Origin of the sequence: Glutamicibacter sp. PAEs-4 (genome assembly GCF_051161755.1) — a bacterium.
In the GTDB taxonomy this organism is placed as follows: Bacteria; Actinomycetota; Actinomycetes; order Actinomycetales; family Micrococcaceae; genus Glutamicibacter; species Glutamicibacter nicotianae.
In genome coordinates, this window is the sequence record NZ_CP195017.1 from 567,922 (window position 1) to 589,716 (window position 21,795).

21 protein-coding genes and 2 tRNA genes are annotated in these 21,795 nt (G+C 62.7%); 12 read left to right on the forward strand and 11 right to left on the reverse strand.

Translation table 11 applies throughout. The features are described from left to right. Positions 1-14: 14 nt before the first annotated feature. The 3 genes from ACR9WD_RS02720 to ACR9WD_RS02730 form a co-directional block, all read right to left on the reverse strand. The gene (locus ACR9WD_RS02720; RefSeq protein ID WP_038990074.1) at positions 15-1,082 is read right to left on the reverse strand and encodes an ABC transporter ATP-binding protein; all 1,068 of its coding nucleotides are present in this window, start codon (positions 1,080-1,082) and stop codon (positions 15-17) included. Positions 1,083-1,147: 65 nt separating this feature from the next. Beyond that, a complete protein-coding gene (otsB, locus tag ACR9WD_RS02725) occupies positions 1,148-1,927 on the reverse strand; it encodes a trehalose-phosphatase (protein ID WP_208644131.1) in 780 nt (259 codons plus the stop codon). A gap of 41 nt (positions 1,928-1,968) precedes the next feature. After that, complete coding sequence (locus ACR9WD_RS02730; protein ID WP_073706479.1) at positions 1,969-3,432, reverse strand: alpha,alpha-trehalose-phosphate synthase (UDP-forming); 1,464 nt, start codon at positions 3,430-3,432, stop codon at positions 1,969-1,971. A gap of 400 nt (positions 3,433-3,832) precedes the next feature. Here ACR9WD_RS02730 and ACR9WD_RS02735 point away from each other — a divergent pair, with 400 nt between their 5' ends. The 5 genes from ACR9WD_RS02735 (at position 3,833) to ACR9WD_RS02755 (ending at position 8,755) form a co-directional block, all read left to right on the forward strand. Then, the gene (locus ACR9WD_RS02735; protein ID WP_073706480.1) at positions 3,833-4,699 is read left to right on the forward strand and encodes a DsbA family protein; all 867 of its coding nucleotides are present in this window, start codon (positions 3,833-3,835) and stop codon (positions 4,697-4,699) included. Between the two features lie 182 nt (positions 4,700-4,881). Continuing rightward, positions 4,882-4,955 (forward strand) — tRNA-Thr (locus tag ACR9WD_RS02740). A gap of 163 nt (positions 4,956-5,118) precedes the next feature. Beyond that, the gene (locus ACR9WD_RS02745) at positions 5,119-6,069 is read left to right on the forward strand and encodes a DUF808 domain-containing protein (RefSeq protein ID WP_073706481.1); all 951 of its coding nucleotides are present in this window, start codon (positions 5,119-5,121) and stop codon (positions 6,067-6,069) included. Between the two features lie 110 nt (positions 6,070-6,179). Beyond that, positions 6,180-7,826 (forward strand): N-6 DNA methylase, encoded by a 1,647-nt coding sequence (locus tag ACR9WD_RS02750; RefSeq protein WP_434922652.1) that lies wholly within the window; start codon positions 6,180-6,182, stop codon positions 7,824-7,826. A gap of 2 nt (positions 7,827-7,828) precedes the next feature. Beyond that, positions 7,829-8,755 carry a hypothetical protein gene (locus ACR9WD_RS02755; protein ID WP_223308879.1) on the forward strand — a complete coding sequence of 309 codons (927 nt, stop codon included), beginning with the start codon at positions 7,829-7,831 and terminating at the stop codon, positions 8,753-8,755. 27 nt (positions 8,756-8,782) lie between these two features. Here the strand turns inward: ACR9WD_RS02755 and ACR9WD_RS02760 are convergent, their stop codons facing one another. After that, positions 8,783-9,400, reverse strand: coding sequence for a GNAT family N-acetyltransferase (locus ACR9WD_RS02760; protein ID WP_149596348.1), 618 nt, complete (start codon positions 9,398-9,400; stop codon positions 8,783-8,785). A gap of 410 nt (positions 9,401-9,810) precedes the next feature. Between ACR9WD_RS02760 and ACR9WD_RS02765 the strand changes: the two genes are divergently transcribed. Then, positions 9,811-9,887 (forward strand) — tRNA-Val (locus ACR9WD_RS02765). Between the two features lie 56 nt (positions 9,888-9,943). Here ACR9WD_RS02765 and ACR9WD_RS02770 read toward each other — a convergent pair. Then, positions 9,944-10,831: an LLM class flavin-dependent oxidoreductase gene (locus tag ACR9WD_RS02770; protein WP_434922653.1), complete on the reverse strand. Its 888-nt coding sequence runs from the start codon at positions 10,829-10,831 to the stop codon at positions 9,944-9,946. Positions 10,832-11,031: 200 nt separating this feature from the next. Here ACR9WD_RS02770 and ACR9WD_RS02775 point away from each other — a divergent pair, with 200 nt between their 5' ends. Then, entirely contained in the window at positions 11,032-12,702 is a 1,671-nt protein-coding gene (locus ACR9WD_RS02775; RefSeq protein ID WP_038990049.1) for a threonine/serine ThrE exporter family protein, read from the forward strand. Here ACR9WD_RS02775 and ACR9WD_RS02780 read toward each other — a convergent pair. Continuing rightward, positions 12,699-13,472: a uracil-DNA glycosylase gene (locus tag ACR9WD_RS02780; RefSeq protein WP_083586651.1), complete on the reverse strand. Its 774-nt coding sequence runs from the start codon at positions 13,470-13,472 to the stop codon at positions 12,699-12,701. The genes ACR9WD_RS02775 and ACR9WD_RS02780 overlap by 4 nt on opposite strands. A gap of 156 nt (positions 13,473-13,628) precedes the next feature. On the opposite strand from ACR9WD_RS02780, the gene ACR9WD_RS02785 reads away from it, so the two are divergent. The 3 genes from ACR9WD_RS02785 to groL all read left to right on the forward strand — a co-directional run bounded on the left by ACR9WD_RS02785 (position 13,629) and on the right by groL (position 16,500). After that, complete coding sequence (locus ACR9WD_RS02785; RefSeq protein WP_038990048.1) at positions 13,629-13,919, forward strand: DUF3263 domain-containing protein; 291 nt, start codon at positions 13,629-13,631, stop codon at positions 13,917-13,919. Between the two features lie 42 nt (positions 13,920-13,961). Then, the gene (locus tag ACR9WD_RS02790) at positions 13,962-14,567 is read left to right on the forward strand and encodes a LytR C-terminal domain-containing protein (RefSeq protein WP_038990047.1); all 606 of its coding nucleotides are present in this window, start codon (positions 13,962-13,964) and stop codon (positions 14,565-14,567) included. A 295-nt stretch (positions 14,568-14,862) separates the two neighbouring features. Next, complete coding sequence (groL, locus tag ACR9WD_RS02795; RefSeq protein WP_038990046.1) at positions 14,863-16,500, forward strand: chaperonin GroEL; 1,638 nt, start codon at positions 14,863-14,865, stop codon at positions 16,498-16,500. A 102-nt stretch (positions 16,501-16,602) separates the two neighbouring features. Here the strand turns inward: groL and ACR9WD_RS02800 are convergent, their stop codons facing one another. The 5 genes from ACR9WD_RS02800 to ACR9WD_RS02820 form a co-directional block, all read right to left on the reverse strand. Further along, positions 16,603-17,493: a DUF4031 domain-containing protein gene (locus tag ACR9WD_RS02800; RefSeq protein WP_434922654.1), complete on the reverse strand. Its 891-nt coding sequence runs from the start codon at positions 17,491-17,493 to the stop codon at positions 16,603-16,605. Positions 17,494-17,536: 43 nt separating this feature from the next. Beyond that, positions 17,537-17,827: a WXG100 family type VII secretion target gene (locus tag ACR9WD_RS02805; protein WP_038990044.1), complete on the reverse strand. Its 291-nt coding sequence runs from the start codon at positions 17,825-17,827 to the stop codon at positions 17,537-17,539. A 111-nt stretch (positions 17,828-17,938) separates the two neighbouring features. Beyond that, a complete protein-coding gene (locus ACR9WD_RS02810; protein WP_038990043.1) occupies positions 17,939-19,477 on the reverse strand; it encodes a sensor histidine kinase in 1,539 nt (512 codons plus the stop codon). A gap of 52 nt (positions 19,478-19,529) precedes the next feature. After that, on the reverse strand, positions 19,530-20,237 hold the full coding sequence (locus ACR9WD_RS02815; RefSeq protein ID WP_038990042.1) for a response regulator transcription factor: 708 nt from the start codon (positions 20,235-20,237) through the stop codon (positions 19,530-19,532). A gap of 58 nt (positions 20,238-20,295) precedes the next feature. After that, on the reverse strand, positions 20,296-20,514 hold the full coding sequence (locus tag ACR9WD_RS02820) for a hypothetical protein (protein WP_143181037.1): 219 nt from the start codon (positions 20,512-20,514) through the stop codon (positions 20,296-20,298). Positions 20,515-20,769: 255 nt separating this feature from the next. Between ACR9WD_RS02820 and ACR9WD_RS02825 the strand changes: the two genes are divergently transcribed. Together ACR9WD_RS02825 and ACR9WD_RS02830 are read left to right on the forward strand one after the other, a co-directional pair. Further along, on the forward strand, positions 20,770-21,153 hold the full coding sequence (locus tag ACR9WD_RS02825; protein WP_038990235.1) for a cold-shock protein: 384 nt from the start codon (positions 20,770-20,772) through the stop codon (positions 21,151-21,153). 3 nt (positions 21,154-21,156) lie between these two features. After that, positions 21,157-21,774, forward strand: coding sequence for a DUF3027 domain-containing protein (locus tag ACR9WD_RS02830; RefSeq protein WP_066140224.1), 618 nt, complete (start codon positions 21,157-21,159; stop codon positions 21,772-21,774). Positions 21,775-21,795 lie beyond the last annotated feature (21 nt).

Genomic DNA, 21,795 nt, shown 5'->3' on the forward strand with positions numbered 1-21,795 from the left:
CGATGTTGCAGGTACTAGGCGTTGTCCAAACGCAGACCGCTTTCAGTATCAAACAGGTGCACGTGCTGCATATTTGGTGCAATGTTGATGCGCGCTCCACGTGCAGGAGGCGTACGGCCATCAACACGAACAACTACCATCTGGGTTTTGCCGCCCAGCTCCGCTGAGCCGTAGATGTAGGCATCTGCGCCGAGCTCTTCAACCACGTCTACAACAATCTCGACGCCTTCGCCGGCACTGACGATCTCGATGTCTTCTGGGCGGAAGCCCAAAGTCGTTCCACCTTGGGCTCCCGGTGCGTCGATGGTGGTTGAACCGAAAGCCACCTGTCCATTGGACGACTGCAGCTGCACCAGGTTCATGGCAGGGGAACCGATGAAACCTGCGACGAACACATTGCGTGGGCGATCATAGAGCTCGCGTGGGGTGCCTACCTGCTGCAGCTCGCCGTCCTTGAGCACTGCAACGCGGTCGCCCATGGTCAGCGCTTCCACCTGATCGTGGGTCACGTATACGGTCGTGACTCCGAGACGACGGGTCAGCGAAGCAATTTGGGTACGGGTCTGCACTCGCAGCTTTGCATCGAGGTTGGACAGCGGCTCGTCCATCAAGAACACCTGGGGCGAACGAACAATGGCGCGGCCCATGGCCACACGCTGGCGCTGGCCGCCCGAGAGGGCCTTGGGCTTGCGGTCCAGGTACTTCTCCAGGTCCAGAAGCTTGGCTGCTTCCAGCACACGCTGCTTGCGCTCTTCCTTGTCGACGCCGGCGATCTTCAAGGCAAAGCCCATATTCTCGGCGACGGTCATGTGGGGGTACAGCGCGTAGTTCTGGAAGACCATGGCGATGTCGCGGTCCTTTGGCGGAACGTTGGTCACGTCCTTGTCGCCAATGAGAATGCGGCCGGAATTTACTTCTTCCAAGCCTGCAAGCATGCGCAGAGTCGTGGATTTGCCGCAACCCGAGGGGCCAACTAGAACAAGGAATTCTCCATCTTGGATTTCCAAGTCGATTGCGTCGACGGAGGGCACAAGTGCGCCCGGGTAAATGCGGGTGGCCTTTTCAAAGGTCACAGTTGCCATGATGACAATCCTTTCACGGGCAGGTACGTGCCCGACGATCCGTAGTGAAAGTGAATTGGGACACTTCAGTTTCGCATGGAAATGAGACTTTTCAAAAGATCTGGCAGATCAGCAGGCGAAGAGATAGAATACGCTGCCGCTGTTGGCCCGGATCCCACCTTGATGCCCACATCTTCCGCGCCGAGGACCCTGAATCCGTTCTCGTCGGTGACGTCATCGCCAGCAAAAAGGACCGCCTGCACGTCGAGGGTCTCACGCAGCCACTGCAGGCTTTGGCCCTTGTCGCCATGATGCACGGTGGCTTCCAAGACCGCCTTGCCATCGAGCAGTTTCACACCGTCCAAATCAGCAAGGGCTTGCCGCGCCTGTGCCAAGGCCTTGGCAGCCGCATCCGGCAGTGCCTGGCGGACATGCAGGACCGTGGCCGACGGCTTGTACTCCAAGCTGGCGTTCTCATGCGCTGCCGCGACGTGCTCCAATCGCTGGGTCACTGTTCCAAGCAGTGCGGTTTGCTCGGCGGTCAGCGGCTCATCCTGCCAGTTTGCACCCAACCGGGACGGAACCACACGTTCGGCGCCGTGCGAGCCAATGCAAATCCCTGGACGCGGCTGCGGGTAGACCTCGCGCAAGGACTGCAGGTTACGGCCCGACACTACAGCGGTGTATACCCCGGGGCTGGCCGCCAGCTGCTCGAAGGCGGCAGCGGTCTGAGGCAGCGGCCGGGCATCTTGCGGCCGGTCGACCAGCGGGGACATCGTTCCATCAAAGTCCAAAGCCACGAGCACCCGCTCGTGCTCGGCAAACTCAGCCAGCGCGGCATGCAGGGAAGGATCTAGTTCTGGCAATGCGTTCCTCATCAAGGATCACGATTCCCGCGGGAATCTGCTTAGCGAACGATTTCGTGCACGGAGGTGGCCGCATTGATCTCGGCCAGTTCAGCCAGGAAATCATCGGACCATTTGGAAACATCATTGAGCGCCAAATGGCGGTTCATGCGCTTCATCCGGCGTTCCTGCTCCGTCTCGTTCATCTGGACCGCTTCCACGATCTTGGCCTTCATCCCGTCGATGTCGTGGGGATTGACCAGTACGGCCTGGGTCAGCTGATCGGCAGCACCGGTGTACTCCGAGAGCACCAGCACGCCGCGGCCGTCCTGGTGAGCGGCGACGTACTCCTTGGCCACCAGGTTCATGCCATCGCGCAGGGCCGTGACCAGCAGGACGTCGGCGGCCAGGTACATGGCGATCATTTCGCGCAGCGGATAGGACTGATGCAGGTAGCGCAGGGTGGTGTGGCTCAGGGTGTCATGCTGGCCGGTGATCTGTCCGACCATCAGTTCCACCTGGTCGCGCAGCTCGATGTAGCTGTCCACGTTTTCCCGGCTGGGGCTGGCAACCTGGATCAGGCAGACGTCGCCGGCGCGCAGCGTCTGGTCGGAGAGCAGCTCGCCGTAGGCCTTCAGGCGGTGGCGGATGCCCTTGGTGTAGTCCAAGCGGTCCACGCCGAGCATGATGGTTTTCGGGTTGCCCAGCTCATGGCGGATCTGTGCCGCGCGGGCGATGATTTGCGGATCGCGCGATAGCTTGGCGATGTGCTCCGTATCGATGGAGATCGGATGGGCCTTGGCACGGCAGAGATTCTGCATTTCGTTGCCGGCTGGCGGCGACGCCACATCGCCCTTGGTCGAGTAGCCGGTGAACCGGCGCAGGCAGCGCAGGAAATTGCTGGCATCGGTTTCACGCTGGAATCCGACCAGATCAGCCCCGGCCAGCCCCTCCAGAATCTGCGTGCGCCACGGCAGCTGCGAGAACAGGCTGGCTGCCGGAAACGGTATGTGCAGGAAGAAGCCTATCTTCAGATCAGGGCGTGCCAGCCGCAGCATCTGCGGAACCAGCTGCAGCTGGTAGTCGTGGACCCAAACGGTCGCGTCCGGAGCGGCAATACCCAGTACTGCATCGGCGAATCGCCGGTTGATTCTCTTGTACCGGTCCCACCAGGTGCGATGGTATTCCGGTGGCACGATCACGTCGTGGTAGAGCGGCCACAGCGTCGAGTTGGAGAAGCCCTCGTAGTACTGGGTCAAGTCATCTTCATCCAGGGGGACCGGAACCAGATGGATGTCATCCTTGTCGAAGCTCTCCAGCTCCTCGCCAATACCGCCATGCCAGCCCACCCAAGCGCCTTCGGAGGCGGCCATAACAGGTTCCAGGGCCGTCACCAAGCCACCGGGCGAACGCTGGAATCCTTGCGACCCGTCAGGATTGGTGATGCGGTCCACCGGAAGGCGATTGGCCACAACCACGAAATCGTAGGAATTCTCGGTCTTTGTACTCGGCGCTGGGTTACCCACTGCAAACCTCCTGGTTTATTCAATCTGATTCACCGGCGTGGTGCAGATTCGTCGGTTCTGAGTGAATGACTTCTCGTCTAATTTCCTCGCTCTTGCTATTTAGCCTAATGAAAACTGGCTGGTAAGGGAACGATGGGGCGGATTGCACCGTCATACGCGTCACTTTTGCGCAGATGCCGTGTACTCAGGATGGCAATGGCAGTAGACAAACCATTTCCGCTGGTCACTTGGTTTAACGCTCAAGTTAAGCCGTGAAGGGCACTTTGGGGGCTGTATGCGGAAGATATGTGAGTCCTGTGAAGGTGGATCAATCTTGAGTTTTCACGGATACGGACCCCGGGAATTGGCTAAGCTTGACTCCAGATGATACTTGTCCGCTGACCAAGGAAACGCCAAATACATGTCTACGAATAACCCGCGCCCATCGAAGGCGGAGCGCACCGCGAGTGCCCGTGAGAAGGCGGCGCAGATGCGTGCCGCGCAAGAAGCCGCCCAGAAGCGCAAGTCGCTTTTCGTGAAGCTGGGTGTCTTGGCTGCAGTCATTGTGGTCATCGCACTGGTAGTTACTTTGATCGTGCAGAACAACAACGCCAAGATTGCCGACGCCGGCGCCGTGCCGCAGGGCGGTACCGCAGCGGGCGGCATCATGGTCACCTCGCCAGACACCGTTGCACAGAAGACCATCGAGAACGTGGACATCAAGACCCTTGAAGCGCCTGCCGAAGCGCCGAATCCTGCCACCCCGCGCGACCTGACGGTGGCTGACAAGGGCGAGCCGATCAATATCACCATGTACGTCGACGCCAACTGCGTCCACTGCGCAGACTTCGAGGCCACCTACGGCGACCAGATCGAAGAATGGCTGGCCAATGGCGATGTCACCGTTGAATATCGCAACGTCGGCTACCTGGACCGTGGTTCGCCAACCAACTTCTCCTCGCGCGGCGCCAACGCACTGGCTTGCGTTGCCGACGAGAGCCCAGCTGCCTACATGAGCTTCGTCAAGGCGCTGTGGGGCCACTACCCAGAGGGCGAGATGAAGAACGCCGAGCTTGCGGACCTGGCCATCCAGAACGGCGCTGCTGACTCCGTGACCAAGTGCATCGAGGATGGCAAGTTCCGTCCATTCGTCCAGTACGCCACGACCGCTGGCCAGTACGACGGCGTAGCCGGCACCCCTTCGATCTTCATCCAGGGCAAGGAGTTCGCACTGGGAACCCAAGACTTCCCGACCGAGGTCGAGAAAGCCATCGCTGCCAACAAGTAAGCCCATCCAGCCACCGCTGGACAATTGTCCGGGATCCGGTAGTATCCTTAGTGATCTCGCACCCGGTCGATGGGAAGGAAGCCAATGCTGGCTTCCTTCCCATCGGCATTTAATCGGGCATGCGCTGCGCGGCTGCGCCAATTCGCAGTGCCGAGGGGTTTTCCGATATTCTTATCCGGTACGCCCCCTTAGCTCAGCTGGCCAGAGCGTCTGTCTTGTAAACTGAAGGTCACCGGTTCGAATCCGGTAGGGGGCTCTGATCTGGTCTTGGACCAGCAGCTGGAACCGTGCCGATGAGTTTTCATGGCACGGTTTTCGTTTTCACCCCGGATTGTGCCCGATGCAACCTCGCGCCTGTGGCAGGCTCTAGGATCCCGCCGGTAGAATTCTGCGCAGAACCTAGATTTGAGGAGCCGACCATGGCCGGAGGCCTTGCAGCACTATTGGACGACGTGGCCGCCCTGGTGAAAGTCACCGCGGCATCGCTGGACGACATCGCGCTGGGCGCTGGCAAGGCCAGCACCAAATCCCTGGGTGTCGTGATCGACGATGCGGCAGTCACCCCGCAATACGTGGCAGGGCTCTCGCCGAAGCGCGAGCTTCCGATCATCTGGAAGATCGCCGTTGGCTCCATCCGGAACAAGATGCTGATCATCCTTCCGGTCGCTCTGATCCTTTCGCAGTTCGCCCCCTGGGCGCTGACCCCGATCCTGATGGTCGGAGGCGCCTATCTGGTCTTCGAAGGGGCCGAGAAGCTGCTCGAAGCGATGGGCGCGATCAAGCACCACACTCCGGGCGGCAAGGAGGGCGTGCGCGACGAAAAAGCGATCATCGGTTCGGCCGTGCGCACCGATCTCGTGCTCTCTGCGGAGATCATGGTCATCTCGCTGAATGAGGTGGCGCACGAATCCTTCCTGAACCGGGCGCTGATCCTGGTCGTGATCGCGATCCTGATGACCGTCGTGGTCTATGGCGCCGTGGGCTTGATCGTGAAAATGGACGACATCGGCCTGCACATGGCCGCCAAGCCGCGCCATCTCTCGCAGAAGATCGGCCGCGGCCTGGTCAAGGCGATGCCCATCGTGATGTCCATCCTGAGCAAGGTCGGCGTGATCGCGATGCTCTGGGTCGGTGGGCACCTGCTGCTGGTCGGCATGGACGAGCTCGGCTGGCATGCGCCGTACGGCTTCGTGCACCATGTGGAGCTGCTGGTCCACGACGCAACCGGCCAGGCCGGCGCCATGCTCGGCTGGCTGGTGAATACCGCCTTCTCCTGCCTGGCCGGTTTCATCATCGGCTCGGTGATTACCGCCATCGTCCTGGGCATCCAGAAGCTGCGCCGCAAGGGCGAAGCCGAAGCCGCCCACTAGGAACGGAAATCAGCGGGCGTCCCGCGCACGTAGAATAGAGAAGTTGCAGCCCGGACCCGGTCTTCTGGGCCAGCCAAACTGTCTGGCCTGCGTGGAAAGATCGATGAGTGTTGAGTAGAGAATTGACTGATCCGGCCACTGCCCGCCATGCGCGCGGCGCCTACTTCACCCCGGAACCCGTGGCCAGCTTCATGGCGCAGTGGGCGCTGGGGCAGCACGGCAGCAGGGTTCTGGAACCCTCCTGCGGCGATGCGCAATTCCTGGCCGCAGCGAACGCGGTGCTGGACGACGGCAGGGGCCCGGTGGAACTGGTGGGCCTGGAGCTGCACGAGCCATCGGTGCAGGCGGCCCGTGCGCGGATGCAGGCCGCCGGGATCGACGCGCAGATCGAACAGGCCAACTTCTTCGAGGTTCCCGGGCACGCAGACTTCGATGCGGTCATCGGCAACCCGCCCTATGTGCGCTACCAGCTGCACCGCGGTGCCGACCGGGAACTCTCGCGCGCCGCGGCCAAGGCCTCGGGCGTGGAGCTGAACGAGCTGGCCAGCATCTGGGCGGCCTTCGTCGTGCACTCCACCAGCTTCCTGGCCGACGGCGGGCGCCTGGCGCTGGTGCTTCCGGCAGAGCTGATGTTCGTGAACTACGCAGGGCCGGTGCGCCAGATGCTGCTCGAGCGCTTCGCCAGCGTGCACCTGGCAGTCTTCGAGGAACGCCTGTTTGCCGACGCGCAGGAGGAAGTGGTGCTGCTGCTGGCCGAGGGGTACCGCCAGGGCTCCAGCGATTCCTTCAGCCTGCACCAATTTCGCAATGCCCATGACCTGCACACCCTGGGCGATGGCACCCGGCACACCCCGGCACGCGGCAACGACCGCTGGACAGGATCGCTGGTGGGCCTCGAAGCGCAGGGGATCCTGTCCGCGGCTCTGGCCGCCGGCCGGATGGCTCCGCTGCAGTCCTGGGGCGAAACCTCGCTGGGTGCTGTCACCGGCAACAACAAGTGGTTCACGCTTTCCGCCGCGCAGGTCCAGGAGCTGGGGCTGGCCGACGAGGATTTGATCCGCATCTCGCCGCCGGGCTCGCGCCACCTGCGCGGGCTGGAGCTGAGCGAGGAGGGCTGGGAAAAGCTGGCAGCGCACGGGGCGGCGGCCTGGATGTTCCGTCCCGCCGCGGAACCCAGCGGCGCCGGCGCGCGCTTCGTGGCCAGCGGCGAACTGCTGAACGTGGATGCGGCCTACAAGTGCCGGGTGCGCTCGCCGTGGTGGCGGGTGCCCGTGCTGTCGGTGCCGGATTTGTTCATGACCTACATGAACGCCGATACCCCGCGGCTGACCGCCAACGAGGCCGGGGTGCACCATATCAACTCGATCCACGGGGTGTACCTGGGTGCCGATGCGCGAGAGCTGGGCCGCGAGCTGCTTCCGGTGGCGTCGCTGAACACGCTGACCATGCTCGGCGCCGAAATGGTGGGACGTTCCTACGGCGGCGGCATCCTGAAGCTGGAGCCGCGCGAAGCCGACCAGCTGCCGGTCCCGGCCATCGGCATGGTGCAGCGCCATGCCCCGCAATTGCGCGCCATCAAGCCCGAGGTGCGCGAGCTGCTGGCCCATGGGCGCAAGCAGGAAGCGGCGAACCTGGTGGATTCAGTGGTGCTCAAGGCGCTGCTCGGCCTGGATGCGGAAGCGATCGAGGCGCTGCGCGCGGCGCGGATGAACATGCTCGAACGCCGCAAGGCCCGAAGCAAAGCAGTGAAGGGATAAGCGTGGCCAATCCTGCGATCGAGAAGACCCTGGCCTTCGCCGAATTCGATGCCACCTTGATGTCCGCGCCAAAGGATTCGCCCTGGCTGGATAATGGCGCGGTCACCGGGGAATTCAACCCGTCCTACGCGGTGCTCGAGCGGCTGCTGAGCATCCCGGTGCGTTCCAAGGCGGTCACCCGTTCGGGCCGTTTCGCCCAGGGCGTGGATGCCTGGCTGGCGCACGAGCTGCGCCGTGCCGGCTTCGATGCCGACCTGGTCTGGCCGCGCCCCGAAGCGCCGCGGGTGCTGTCCAGCGACATCCTCCAGCTGCTGCGCAAGCTGCCCGAGCGGCTGGCCGACGAGGTGCACGAGTCGATCATGGCCGGCAAGGCGGGCAGCACCGACGCGCGCATCCTGGGCCGCGCCTACATGAAGCAGACCGACGTGGTGATGACCCACTGGTCCACCGGCCCCGAACTGCTGCTGAGCACCAAGGCGATGACCTCGTCCTTCGGCAAGAACCTGGCCAACCGCTATGAAGAGGCCTACGGCGACGCGGCGAACCTCCGCGCCCGGTACCCGCTGGCCGCCGTAGGGTTCTTCTTCGTGCAACGCGCCACGATCCTGGAATCCGAGCCGGCGGCCTTCCGCCGCACCGTGGACATGATCCGCAAGCTGCGCGACTTCGGCGACGGCTTCGGCTACACCGCAACCGGTCTGCTGCTGGTGGACTGGGATGATGCGGCCGAGCAGCCGGAGGTCAAGTGCGTCCATGCCCCGGTGCCTGCCGACATTGCCGCCCCGCAGTTCCTCAACGCCATGGTCGATGCGGTCCTGAAGGTCACCCCGATCGACTTGCACGAGGCAGCTCGCGCTCGCCGGGCCGGCGAAGTCGCCCCGCTGCCGGGCCACGCCATGGTGGACGAGCAGCAGGACGCCCTGTTCTAGCCTGATCCAGAAAGCCGTCCCAGGCCGTCACATCACCGGCACGGCGGAGGCCGGATCCTCGGAGCCGAACTGCGCGGCGAAGCGGTGCATCGGGCTGGCGGGCAGAGCCAGGCTCGGGACCGGCTGCGCGGCGCCGGGCAGCTGGATGGCTACCTGGTCGGCGGAAGCCTGCGGCAGGTCCGCGGCCCACTGCCAGGCGGCTTCGGTGGCCCGGTAGATGAACTTGAGCCGGCCCTCGTGCTCGAAGCTGCGCTCGCGCTGCCACAGCTCGGAGCGCTCGTAGAAGGCCCAGGAGGCAGGGTTCTGCGAATCGATGACGCTGATCGGGGTCTTGCCCGAACGCAGGGCATGGGCCAGGCGCAATGAGGTCACATGCTGGCGGATGCCCAGGCGGCGGTAGTCGGCGCGCACGGCCATGCAGCCCAGTTCCACCGCGTTCATCGAGGACGTCGGCGCCACGATGGAGTCGTGCACCAGGCCGGCGGCAACCAGGGTGCCCTGGTCGCGCACGGTCACCAGGAGGCTGAGGCGATCGAACTTCTGATGCCAGCGCTGGTCGACCACGGTGTAGAGGGTCGCCAATTCATCGCGCTGGGCTGGCAGAACGCATAGGGATGACAAGGAAAAGTTCAGGTTTTCAAACACTGGGGTACGGTCCTAAAAGCTAAGAACGAACGAAAGATGAGGCTTTGCGCGGTGGATCAAAATCCACTGCGCGGTTTCGTTGGCCTTGAGGGGACCGATGCCGGCGGCTTCCGGCAACTTCCTTGTAGGGTCCAGTTTGAGCTCGATGAGCTAGAAAAATTATGGAGCCTGAAGTCCCTTTTTGACAAGTGGAAAAGGGTACTTTCAGGTGAATCCCAAATAAACCATTCGGCATTGTTTTTCTGTTCTACTCACTGGCCAAGCCGCTGGGATTCAACGCGGCGTTCGATGCGGCACATCGGCGTGTTTGGGGCAGGGATCCGGCGGCTTGAGCCGGGGCCGATTTGGAGCGGGGCTCGTTTCCCCGGTAGGATTGCTTATGCACTTGGCTAGCAAGTCAGGGCGCAGATGGATCTTTAGCTCAGTTGGTTAGAGCGTTCGCCTCACACGCGAAAGGTCGCTGGTTCGAGTCCAGTAAGATCCACCAAAATCGAAAGCCACCGCAATGCGGTGGCTTTCGTCGTCTCCGGCACAGTCCGGAAGCTAGGCTCCGAGCAGCTGGTGCACCCGAGGCTTGACCTCTTCGCCAAGCAGCTTGATGCTCTCCAGCATCGCCTCGTGCGGCAAGGAGCCCGCAGAGTACTTGATGTCGACGCGGGATAGGCCCAGCTGCTGGGCCACCTTGGCCATCTTCCGCGCCACGGTGTCCGGGCTGCCGGCCATCATGGCTCCCTCCGGTCCCATGGAGGCCTGCAAGCGCATTTTGCTGGCAGGTGGCCAGCCCCGTTCGGCCCCCAGCCGGTTCATGGTGCGCTGGTAATGGGGCCAGAGCGTTTCCAGGGCTTCCTCGTCGCTGCCAGCCACCAGGCCATGGAAGTGCGCCGAGACCGGCAGCTGCTCCTGGCCGAATTCCTCCAGCGCGCGGCGGTAGAGGGTGGCCAGGCCTTCGAACGCCGAAGGCTGGCCGCCGATGATGGCCAGGCACAGCTTGGCCAGCAGATGCAGCTTCTCCTCGAACAGGTCCTCGTAGTCCTCGAGGTCCAGGCCGAACAGCGGGAAGGATTCGATGAAGGAGCCGCGGCCGGCGATGATCTCGGTCCGCCCGTTGGAAATGGCGTCCAAGGTCGCGAAGCGTTCGTAGACGCGCACCGGGTCATCGCTGGAGAGCACGGTTACCGCGGTGCCCAGCTTGATGCGCTGCGTGGTGCTGGCCAGCGCGGCCAGCACGATTTCGGGGGAGGAGATGGCGTAGTCGTCGCGGTGGTGCTCGCCCACGCCGAAAAAATCAAGATTCGAGGCTTCGGCCTGCTGCCCTTCGGTGATGACATTGCGGATCACCTGGGCATGGCTCAGCGGGTTGCCGTCGGCGTCCTCGGTGATGTCGCCGAAGGTCTCGGCGCCGATCTCGGGCAAGGGGAACTGCGTAGTCACTGGAACCTCCGAATATATGCAAACACATCTAACTTCCGCTTGGTGCAACCAACTGCGGACCGGCAGTATTCCAGTGGCCGAAAATACCCCTGAATGTGTCCGGGGATACCTCGCGAATTCACCACGTTCCGGCCAACTTTCCATGCACGGGTTGTATGGTGAATCCCATGGGAAAAACTTTGGTTGAGGGGGAGTGATTCGTGGCGCATCGATCTAGCGAGGAGCAGTCCGCCGAGTCGACTGCCGCAGGCGAGGATCCGGCTCCTGCCGCTGGCGCCTTGCCCCGCATTGCCACTAGTGAGATCAATATGGGCTTCCATCCGGCGGAACCCGCCGAAGAGCCTGCCATGGCCTCGGAACTGCCGCTCAACACCGCGGTCAGCGCCAATGTGGCGGCTGCCGATGCCTCCGATATCGAGTGGCGCACCGGCCAGGTCCACACCACCGATGAGGGCATCACCCTCATGCCTACCCGCGCCAACCCGGTGGCCCGCCGCCTGCTGGCGAAAATGTGGATCTCGGACACCCCTCCCACCCAGGCGCTGAACATCGTCGAGCGCCTCCAGGGCACGCCCTATGCCAACCCCAAGATCAATGTGGACCAGGACGCATCCAACCGGCGCACCATGGAATTCGCGCTGGACTTGGGCGAGACCCTGATCCGCTACGGCGCAGGCGCCCTGGAAGTGGAAACCAGCATCATCGCGGTGACCGCGGCACTGGGCCTGAGCCACTTGGACGTGGACATCACCAACCAGTCCCTGCATTTGAACTACAGCCCGCCGGATGCCGAAAGCTATTCGGTGCTGCGCGTGGTCCGCTCCTACACCGCGAACTACGCCGGCATGGTGCTGGTGCACGAGCTCGTCTCGGACATCATCGCCGGCGGCGTATCGCGCACCGCCTCGGCCAAGCGGCTGAAGGAGATCACCCGGCAACCCAAGCCGTTCCCGCGTTGGATCGTCGCCTGCGGGCGGGCAGTGTTCGCCGCCGCGTTCGTGCTGTTCATTGGCGGTTCCTGGGCTGGCGCGCTGGTGGCGATGATCTCTTCGAGCCTCGTGACGCAGATCGGGCGGTACGGTTCGCGCTGGCGGGTGCCCGAGTTCTTCACCATCGCTGCCTCGACCTTGGCGGTCACGGGCATCGCCTTGCTGGGGCACCAATTCCATGCACCGCTGGATCCGGCGCTGGTGGTTTCCGGCGGCATCCTGCTGCTGCTCCCGTCGGGCAGGTTCGTCTCGGCATTGCAAGATGCCATCAACGGCTTCCCGGTGACCGCGGTAGGCCGCCTGTTCTCTGCCAGCCTGATCTACGGGGCGATCCTCTGCGGCATTGCCACGGCGTTGGTGATCTCGGATCTGCTCGGCGGGGAAAAGGTCGATGTCCACCAGATCGCGACAACAGAGTATCCGGCTTGGCTGCTGGTGATCCTGGTGGGTGTGGCCATCGTTGCCGGTGCGGTCACCGAGCAAAGCGCGCTGCGCCTGCTGCTGCCTACTGCCGGCATTGCTGTTGGCGGCTACCTGGTGCAGCTGCTGGCCGTAAGCATTGGACTCGGTGACCGGGCCACCCCGGCGCTGGTTGCCACGGTGATCGGTTTCGCCGCCCGGCTGGCCGCGGACAAGCTCAGGTCCCCGCAGCTGGTGCTGGCGGCCCCCGCGGTCATGTTCCTGCTTCCCGGCTTGATGATCTTCCGCGCAATGTACGGAATCGTCATCAACGTGGAAGACATGGCCACCGGCCTGGTGGAAATGTTCAACGCGATGGCGATCATGCTTTCCATCGCTGGCGGGGTCGTCTTCGGCGATACGCTGTGCCGTCCGTTGACCTCTACCGCCCGGCGCGAGCGCCGGCGCATCCGCCGACGCTAAGTTCTCGGCAATGACCAGTCGATCGGCTCCTGTCCGCTATCGGACAGGAGCCGATTGATATTCGAGAAGGGCTTGGAGCCGAAGAAGCCGCGCGAGGCGGACAGCGGCGAGGGGTGGGCGCTTTGCAGCTGCACAGCGTTGGGCAGGGATCCGGAAAGCTTCTGCGCATGATTGCCCCACAGCAGCGCCACCAAAGGCAGCGGCCGCTCATCCAGCGCCTGGAGGATCGCCTGCAGGATTGGCGCCCATCCCAGCTTCTGGTGCGAGCCGGCATTGCCCGCGGTCACCGAGAGCACCTGGTTCAGCAGCAAGACTCCCTGGGACAGCCAGGGACCCAGATCCGGATGCGGGACCGGATCCAGACCGAGATCGGCCTGCAGCTCCTTGTAGATATTGGCCAGGGAACGCGGCAGCGGGCGGACCTGCTTATTCGCCGCGAAGGCCAAGCCGTTGGGGTGGCCGGGCGTCGGATAGGGGTCCTGGCCAATAATTAGGACCTTGACCTCGGATAATGGCAAGCTCAGTGCGCGGAACATCACCTCCGGCGCTGGAAGGATCTGTTCGCCGGCGGCCGAGCGGGCCGCCAAATCGCTGGCCAAGCGACGCAGCAGCGCGTCCTGGCGGCTGAGCGCAGGAACCCAGTCTTCGGCAATAAACCCGTGGTCGGCCATGGATTTTGCGCCGTGGTAGAACGGGAAATCCGCCGCTTCATACACGGGCGCCGCGGCTGGCTCGGGAGCGTCGAAAAGTGCTGGCTGCATATCGTCCATAGAGGCAATTGTGCCGTTTTTCTGGCGTGCCTGTGCTCGGCCACACGGTGTTAGGCAAGCAGATTGGTTAGAATATCGGTGGTATATCTACCGGTGGTGGATTGCATGCATAGCCGAAACCCGAGAAAACCGATCCAAGAACCGAGGTGAGAACGTATGGCTGAGAATGGATTGCTGGCGGATTTCGTGATGAACCCGGATTCGGAATTGGACGAGCGTTCGCAACAGATCCTCAACCTGGAAAAGTTGTGGTGGAAGTATGCCGGGGCCAAGGAACAAGCCATTACCAAGCAGTTTTCGATGTCGCCGACGAATTACTACCAGCTGCTGAACCAGCTGATTGAAACCGACGCGGCACTGGCCTACGACCCGATGTTGGTCAAGCGCCTGCGCAGAGCACGTTCTACAAAACGTCGCGTGGGCGGTAAGGTCGGCACGGGACGATAACCCTGCCTGCCGTGACCAATCAGACCTCGAGCAAGGACGAGAATGACCAACTACCCGCGTGACGAATTTGATCGCGTTCCGGAATTCAGCACCCGTGTGGGTTCGCACCACGCCCACGGATGGGCGCAGTCCGCCGCGTCAAAGTCAACCGGTGGGAAATTGCGCTGGGTAGTGCTGACCGCAGTGCTCGTGCTGGTGATCGGTGCCTTGTCCTTCATCTTCGGTCCGCAGCTCAAGGAGACCCTTGCGACTTCGGCTGAAAGCGAAACCTCGCAATCCCAGGAAAAGACGGCCGAGTCCTCCGAGGAAGCAGCACCGAGCGAATCCGAATCGCCATCAAGCACCATCGATGACGAGGACGTCCTCTATGGCCAGCTGATTGGCGTCTACAACGCGGCCAGCGTCGCCGGCCTGGCCAACGCGGGCGAGGAAGCCATGACCGAAGCCGGGTTCACCAGCGTCGTCGCCGACAACTGGACCAAGCCGGCCGAAGTGTCCGCGGTCTACTACATGTCCGAGGCTTACCGGACCACCGCTGAAAAAGCCGCAGAAGTCCTGAATATCGACGAAGTCCTGCAGACCAGCAACATTCCGAACCGGGTCACCGTCGTTTTGGGATCAGACGACACCCTGGGGCTCAACGAATAATTCGTTCATAATTCCATACGCTCAGAGCCGATCGGCTTGCACTCGCCATGCGAGAGTGCCAATATTTGTATTAGCACTCATGCGTTGCGACTGCTAACGCCGGTCGGCTTTTGCGTTCACCAGGACGTCCAAAGCGCTGGATGGCGGATGCGGCGCGTGGAGCGTGGAAAATACCTCAGATAGCGAGAGCTGAAACGGTTGCTGGCCCGATGCCGCACCGGTCCACTCGTCCGTCGCGGGCGCTGTCTGTCGGTTGCATTTTCGCAAAATCGTCCCGAAAGGACCGTACGCCACAATGGCTAAGATGATTGCATTTGACGAGGAAGCACGCCGCGGACTAGAGCGCGGCCTGAACACCCTTGCTGACGCCGTGAAGGTCACCCTGGGCCCACGCGGCCGCAACGTTGTTCTGGAGAAGAAGTGGGGCGCTCCTACTATCACCAACGACGGCGTGTCCATCGCTAAGGAAATCGACCTCGAAGAGCCTTACGAGAAGATCGGCGCAGAGCTGGTCAAGGAAGTTGCCAAGAAGACTGACGACGTCGCTGGCGACGGTACCACCACTGCAACCGTGCTCGCACAGGCACTGGTCAAGGAAGGCCTGCGCAACGTTGCCGCAGGTGCCGACCCGATCGCGCTGCGCCGCGGCATCGACAAGGCTGTAGAAGCCGTCACCGCTGAACTGTTCGCCGCTGCGAAGAAGATCGAGTCCAAGGAGCAGATCGCTGCTACCGCTTCGATCTCCGCAGGCGACACCGAGATCGGCGGCCTGATCGCCGAGGCTCTGGACAAGGTTGGCGAGCAGGGCGTCATCACCGTTGAAGAGTCCAACACCTTCGGCCTGGAGCTGGAGCTGGCAGAGGGCATGCGCTTCGACAAGGGCTACATCTCCGCTTACTTCGTCACCGACGCAGAGCGCCAGGAAACCGTTCTCGAGGACCCATACATCCTCATCGTGAACTCGAAGATCTCCTCGGTCAAGGACATGGTGACCTTGCTGGAGAAGGTCATGCAGTCGAACAAGTCGCTGCTGATCATCGCCGAAGACGTCGAGGGCGAAGCCCTGGCCACCCTGATCCTGAACAAGATCCGTGGCCTGTTCAAGTCCGTTGCCGTCAAGGCTCCGGGCTTCGGCGACCGCCGCAAGGCCATGCTGACCGACATCGCCATCCTCACCGGCGGCCAGGTTGTTTCCGAGGAAATCGGCCTGTCGCTGGACAACGTCGGCCTGGAGGTCTTGGGTACCGCTCGCAAGGTCGTCATCACCAAGGACGAGACCACCATCGTTGAAGGCGGCGGCGAAGCCGACGCCATCGAGGGCCGCAAGGCGCAGATCGCAGCCGAGATCAAGAACACCGACTCGGACTACGACCGCGAGAAGCTGCAGGAGCGCCACGCAAAGCTCTCCGGCGGTGTCGCTGTGCTGAAGGCCGGCGCTGCTACCGAGGTGGAGCTCAAGGAGCGCAAGCACCGCATCGAAGATGCCGTGCGCAACGCCAAGGCTGCTGTTGAAGAAGGCATCGTCGCCGGTGGCGGCGTGGCTCTGATCCAGGCTGGCGCCGCTGCTTTCGAGAAGCTGGCCCTGGAAGGCGACGAGGCAACCGGTGCGAATATCGTTCGCGTTGGCATCGAAGCCCCGTTGAAGCAGATCGCATTGAACGCCGGCCTGGAGCCAGGCGTTGTCGCTGACAAGGTCAAGGGCTTGGCTGCGGGCCACGGCCTGAACGCCGCAACTGGCGAGTACGTGAACCTGCTCGAGGCAGGCGTCAACGACCCAGTGAAGGTGACCCGTTCGGCACTGCAGAACGCCGCATCGATCGCTGGCCTGTTCCTGACCACCGAAGCTGTTGTCGCAGATAAGCCAGCTCCTGCTGGCGCTGCTCCAGCCGGTGGCGATGACATGGGCGGCATGGGCGGAATGGGCGGCTTCTAAGCTTCCCGCATGCACTAAGCACGCAGTCAACGCGCCGATGGCCCGGATCCTTCCAAGAAGGGATCCGGGCCATCGGCCGTTGTGCGTGCAACGGGCACCGGGCTAAAGCCAGCCGCGCAGCAGTTCCAGTTCGGTCTGCAGATTATGCCGGGCGCTGCGATCCCAGCGCTGGTATCCGGCGGGGGTGCCGTAGATCCGTTCCTTCTCCAGCAAGCTGGCCAGGATCTTGCTGCGCCCGGCGGCAAGCACATGGCGCGGAAGATGCTCGTACTCCTTGTAGACCGCCTCGGCATAGCGCTGGTAGGCCGCGGCGGGACGGGCCAGGACCTCCAGGTCGGCATCGCAGAGGATATGTCCCAGGCGATCGGTTTCTGCGGGCGCATGCGTTGCGGTGAGCATGACCAGGTCGCTGACCTTCGACACGGCACCGGGGGAGAGCACTCCCCACAGCCGCTCGCGGGCCATGATTGCCGATTTGAATTCGTCTTCGCTGGTTCCCTCGTAGACGGCATCGTGGAACCAGGCGGCGAGCTGAAGGAGCATGAGCTCTTCATGATCGGCCTGGTTCTTGGCCAGCCAGTCGATGGCTTCCAGCACGGAGAGCAGATGCACCCGGTCATGGTAGTGCCGGTGGCTCTGGGACCAGCAGCCCAGCAGCTCGGATCCGAGCTGCGGTTCGGTAGGCAAGGTGCGGGACCACCGGCGGGCGAGCACCGCCCCTAATTTCTCCGGACGGTATTTGGCCGGGATCCGAATCCCGGATTTGACCAGCGCCCTCACCAGTTCGCTGCCGGAGACCTCGAGAGCGCCGGCGGAAACGAGCTGCTCGTAGCGTTCGCGCGGGACATCGTAATGGTCCCGGTCGAAGGCCCGGCGCGAGATGTCCTGCTGCTCGGCGAACTGATGCAGTTCAGCCAATGACGTATCCGACACCAGATGGGCGAAGAGCGTGCCGTGGGCAGGCCAGCGCGGCGGGTCAATCAGAATGCTCATAAGGCTAAGCCTACTGATCAACCTGCCGCTGCGCGTGCGCTGGTCAGTATCGGAACAGCGAGGTATTGACCTGCTCGACCTCCTCGTACTGCATGGAGGCGTGGTTCAGCGCGGTGGCAATGCTGCTCAGCGCCTCTTCGATCTGGACATGCGTTGAGCGCCATTCGGCCACGATCGACTGGAAGGAAGCCGCGGCGGAGCCCTGCCACGTGCTTTGCAACTGGTCCAGGTTCATCTGCATGGTAGAGACTTCATTGCGCAGCCGGTCGATGGTATTCATGACGGCCTGGGATTTCACCTGCATCTCACCGGTGTTGGTGGAGAACGTGCTCACTGAAATCACCCTTTCTAAAATACGTGAATCGGTCACTGATGCACTTACCCTAGAAACACCGCACCCCGTGGCGGCGCAAGCCGGCACGGGGTGTGGAGAAGTCCAACGGCGCTAATCCTCGGTATCGTCGACTTCCGGGGCCTTCGGTTCAGGAAGCGGCACGTAGGGCATCGAGATGGACATCGTTGCGCCTCCGCCGGGGGTATCAGCCAACGCCACCGAACCACCGTGCTGCTGGACGATGGCCGCGACGATTGCCAAGCCCAGTCCGGAACCGCCGGTCTCGCGATGGCGCGAGCTGTCGGAGCGGTAGAAGCGTTCGAAGATCCGCTTGGAGTCTTCGGCCGGGATGCCCGGGCCATGGTCGCGGACCTCGACGACTGCGTCCATCGTTCCGGCCACCAGTGAACGCACGCCCACGGCAATTTCCAGCGGGGAACCTTCCGGGGTGTAGCGCAGCGCATTGGTGAGCAGGTTGGCAATGATCTGCCGGATCCTGGCGTCATCGCCGACGGTGCTGGCCGGGCTTGGCCGGTCGGAGGTCAGCCCGACGAGCTTGACGGTGCGGTCAGGTGCGCGGACCTTGGTGTCTTCCACCGCGTCCTGGCCGAGGACCAGCAGGTCCACCGGCTGCCGTTCCATGGGGCGTTGCTCGTCCAGGCGGGCGAGCATCAACAGGTCCTCGACGAGACGCGCCATGCGCTTGGATTCGCCTTCGATGCGGCTCATCGCCGAATCCATGGCTTCCGGATCCGCCAGCCCGCCGTAGCGATAGAACTCAGAGTAGCCCTGGATGGTCACCAACGGGGTGCGCAGCTCATGCGAGGCATCCTGGATGAAGCGGCGCATCTTCTGCTCGGAGGCCTCGCGGTCGTTGAACGCCTTTTCGATCTGGGCCAGCATGGCGTTCAGCGAGCGGGAAAGCCTGCCCACTTCGGTCTCTGCCGGGTAGTCCTTCACGCGTTGGGACAGGTCGCCGTCGGCGATCATCGACGCGGTGCGCTCCACATTGATCAGCGGCTTGAGCGAACGCCCGGTGAGGCCATAGGCGATCATCGACATCAGCAGCGCGGCGAGCGTGCCGGTGGAGAGCACCAGCACCGCGGTCTGGTTCACGGTGCGGTTCACATTGTCCAGCGGCAGGGACAAGAACAGGTTCAGCTCGCTGCTCTTCAGCGGGATCATGACCGTGCGCCAGCCAGCGGAGGTGGGGAAAGCACCGGGAACCGTGGCTGGGGAATTCGGGTGGGCCGCCAGCTGCTGGATCTGCTCCATGTTCAGCAACGGCAAATCCGTGCCGTTGGATGGGCCCACCCGCGAACGCGGCATCACGTAGACGATCTCGCCATCCTGGTCGCGGATGTCGGCGTAGGCGCTGCTCAGCCCCAGCAGCGTGGCATCGACGTCCAGCGCGTCATGGCTGCCGTTGTCCTCGTTCAGGGAGTAGAGGTAGGCCTTGTTGAGCCCGTAGGCCATCGTCGACTTGGACACGTTCAGCTGCTTGTCGATCTGGCTGGTCATCGCGATCCTCAGCGTGTGCGCTGAGCCGATGGCGGTGGCGAAGATCGCGACGATCATCAGGCCAAGCATGACCGCGACCAGCTTCGTCCGCAGCGAGGTGCGGCGCCACTGGGCTCGAAATGACTTCATATGGTGACTTTACAAGGCCTTCAACTATTGGCGCGGACCGTTACCTGTGCCGTTAGCGGCGGTCCGGGGTGCGCATCAGGTAGCCGACGCCGCGCTTGGTCTGGATCAATGCTGGCCATTCCGGGCGGTCCACCTTGCGGCGCAGGTAGGAGATGTATGACTCGACGATCGAGGCATCGCCGTTGAAGTCGTATTCCCACACGTGGTCCAGGATCTGCGACTTGGACAGCACGCGGTTCGGATTCATCATCAGGTAGCGCAGCAGCTTGAATTCGGTGGGGGAGAGATCGATGATCTCGCCGGCGCGGCGGACCTCGTGCGCGTCGTCATCCAGTTCAAGGTCGGCAACGACAATCGTCGCGTTCTCGTCCTCGCCGCTGGCGGTGCGGCGCAGCACGGCACGGATGCGGGCTACGACCTCGTCCAAGCTGAATGGCTTGGTGACATAGTCGTCGCCGCCGACGGTCAGGCCGGTGACCTTGTCGTTGGTGTCATCGCGGGCGGTCAGGAACAGCACCGGGAAGTGGCGTCCGGCGGCGCGCAGCTTGCGGGTGATGGTGAAGCCGTCCATGTCCGGAAGCATGACGTCCAGGACAGCCAGGTCGGGTTCCTCGGCCTCGACGGCCGCGAGGGCTTCGCGCCCGTTGGCGGCAGCGACAACTTCGAAGCCTGCAAAGCGCAGGGAAGTGGAGAGCAGTTCGCGGATGTTCGGCTCGTCGTCAACAACGAGAAGTTTTGCCTCAGCAGTTTTTGGACTCATGAATCCAAGTGTGCCGAATTAGTCTGGGAGTCTCCTGAGCGAATCCTGGGGTAGCTGCTTAGCTTTTCCGGCGCTTGGCGATGTTTCCGAAGACCACGATGGCGGCCAGGATGAATGCAATGGGCAAGCCTACGCGCGCGAAGAGCATGAGCACGGGCGGGATGGCGATCTCCTGGAAATAGAAGACGAGAGTTCCAATTAGCGCCAGGGTGGAAAGGATGGCGATGATGATCGCCAAGCGGGACAGTGCAGTCATGGTTTTGGATGAATCGCTCACGGTACCAAGTTTAGCCGTGGAGCCCGGGCTGGCGGTGCCGAATGCCGAGAACGGCGGGCAAAGATGAATTCCGCGTGCCAGTGATGACATAATCTTAGATAAAGGACTTCAACCGATCCAGCAGATTGAGCACCCGGCAAAGAAGCACAGAAGAATTCCGGCAGTGGCTCCGTTGGATCGAACATATGAATATGCATGGCGCTGAGCCGGCCTCGGCCATGCAGCTTAGTTAAAGAACGAACGAGGTAAATGATCATGCCTAGCGGCAAGGTTAAGTGGTACGAAAAGGCCAAGGGCTTCGGTTTCATCACCGCAGAAGACGGCAAGGAAATCTACGTCAATGCCGCGGCATTGCCCGAAGGCGTGCATGACCTGCGCCCCGGAACCCGATTGGAATTCGGCGTTGCCGAAGGCCGTCGCGGACCGCAGGCGCTGAGCCTGCGCCTGCTGGAAGCGGCCCCATCGGTAGCTCGCGCCAAGCGCAAGAAGCCCGAAGACGAAGCCGTGCTGATCGAGGATCTAATTAAGCTGCTCGACAACGTTTCCAATAGCTTGCGCAATGGGCGTTATCCTGAACAGGCATATGGCAAGAAGGTTGCTACCGTGCTTCGCGCGGTAGCCGACGATCTGGACGCATAAATAATGGCCCGTAAACCCAAGTTGGACACCATCCTCGCCGAAGCAGTGGATGCTGCTCGCGGCGCGCTCGCAGAAATTGCCGGTGCGTCGGAAGTCGGCGAACACCTAGGCGTCACGGCGGAAGGTGAGCGACTTGTCACCCATCGTTTTGTCTCCCAGAAAACGGGATATCAAGGATGGACCTGGTTTGCCACGCTTGCGCGGGTGCCACGGGCCAAGTCCAAGGATCTGACGGTGTGCGAAGTGGGCATCATCGCAGGGGAGCAGTCACTGCTGGCCCCGGCCTGGGTGCCATGGGCAGACCGTCTGGCCAAGGAAGAGATTGAAGCAGCCAAGGCGGCGGAAGCCGCAGAAGCCGCAGGAGACGGGGCTGGATCCGGCAACGAAGCTGAAGCAGCCGAATCCGCGAAGCCGGCGGAGAATCCGGAAGCATCGGAGCCAGCAGCTGAGGCGAAGGACCAGGACGCCGAAACCGAAGCGGTGAATGCCGAAAACGATGATGAGGCTTCGCAGCCGCACAAGTCGCCAGCTCGTCGCCAGGTGCGTCGCCGCCGCACCGCGCAGCGCACGGCAGCCCGCCGCAGGGCAGCGCAGCGCAACCGCACGCGCAAGGAAAGCTAAGCAGCAGCGAAAAAGACCTTC

Bases quoted from the DNA above. Each gene is read 5' to 3' on its own strand.
- ACR9WD_RS02735 (WP_073706480.1), top strand. From the start codon at position 3,833: ATGTCTACGAATAACCCGCGCCCATCGAAGGCGGAGCGCACCGCGAGT.
- ACR9WD_RS02810 (WP_038990043.1), bottom strand. From the start codon at position 19,477: ATGAAGTCATTTCGAGCCCAGTGGCGCCGCACCTCGCTGCGGACGAAG.
- ACR9WD_RS02815 (WP_038990042.1), bottom strand. From the start codon at position 20,237: ATGAGTCCAAAAACTGCTGAGGCAAAACTTCTCGTTGTTGACGACGAG.
- ACR9WD_RS02785 (WP_038990048.1), top strand. From the start codon at position 13,629: ATGGCTGAGAATGGATTGCTGGCGGATTTCGTGATGAACCCGGATTCG.
- ACR9WD_RS02790 (WP_038990047.1), top strand. From the start codon at position 13,962: ATGACCAACTACCCGCGTGACGAATTTGATCGCGTTCCGGAATTCAGC.
- ACR9WD_RS02800 (WP_434922654.1), bottom strand. From the start codon at position 17,493: ATGAGCATTCTGATTGACCCGCCGCGCTGGCCTGCCCACGGCACGCTC.
- ACR9WD_RS02745 (WP_073706481.1), top strand. From the start codon at position 5,119: ATGGCCGGAGGCCTTGCAGCACTATTGGACGACGTGGCCGCCCTGGTG.
- groL (WP_038990046.1), top strand. From the start codon at position 14,863: ATGGCTAAGATGATTGCATTTGACGAGGAAGCACGCCGCGGACTAGAG.
- ACR9WD_RS02830 (WP_066140224.1), top strand. From the start codon at position 21,157: ATGGCCCGTAAACCCAAGTTGGACACCATCCTCGCCGAAGCAGTGGAT.
- ACR9WD_RS02825 (WP_038990235.1), top strand. From the start codon at position 20,770: ATGCCTAGCGGCAAGGTTAAGTGGTACGAAAAGGCCAAGGGCTTCGGT.
- ACR9WD_RS02780 (WP_083586651.1), bottom strand. From the start codon at position 13,472: ATGGACGATATGCAGCCAGCACTTTTCGACGCTCCCGAGCCAGCCGCG.
- ACR9WD_RS02720 (WP_038990074.1), bottom strand. From the start codon at position 1,082: ATGGCAACTGTGACCTTTGAAAAGGCCACCCGCATTTACCCGGGCGCA.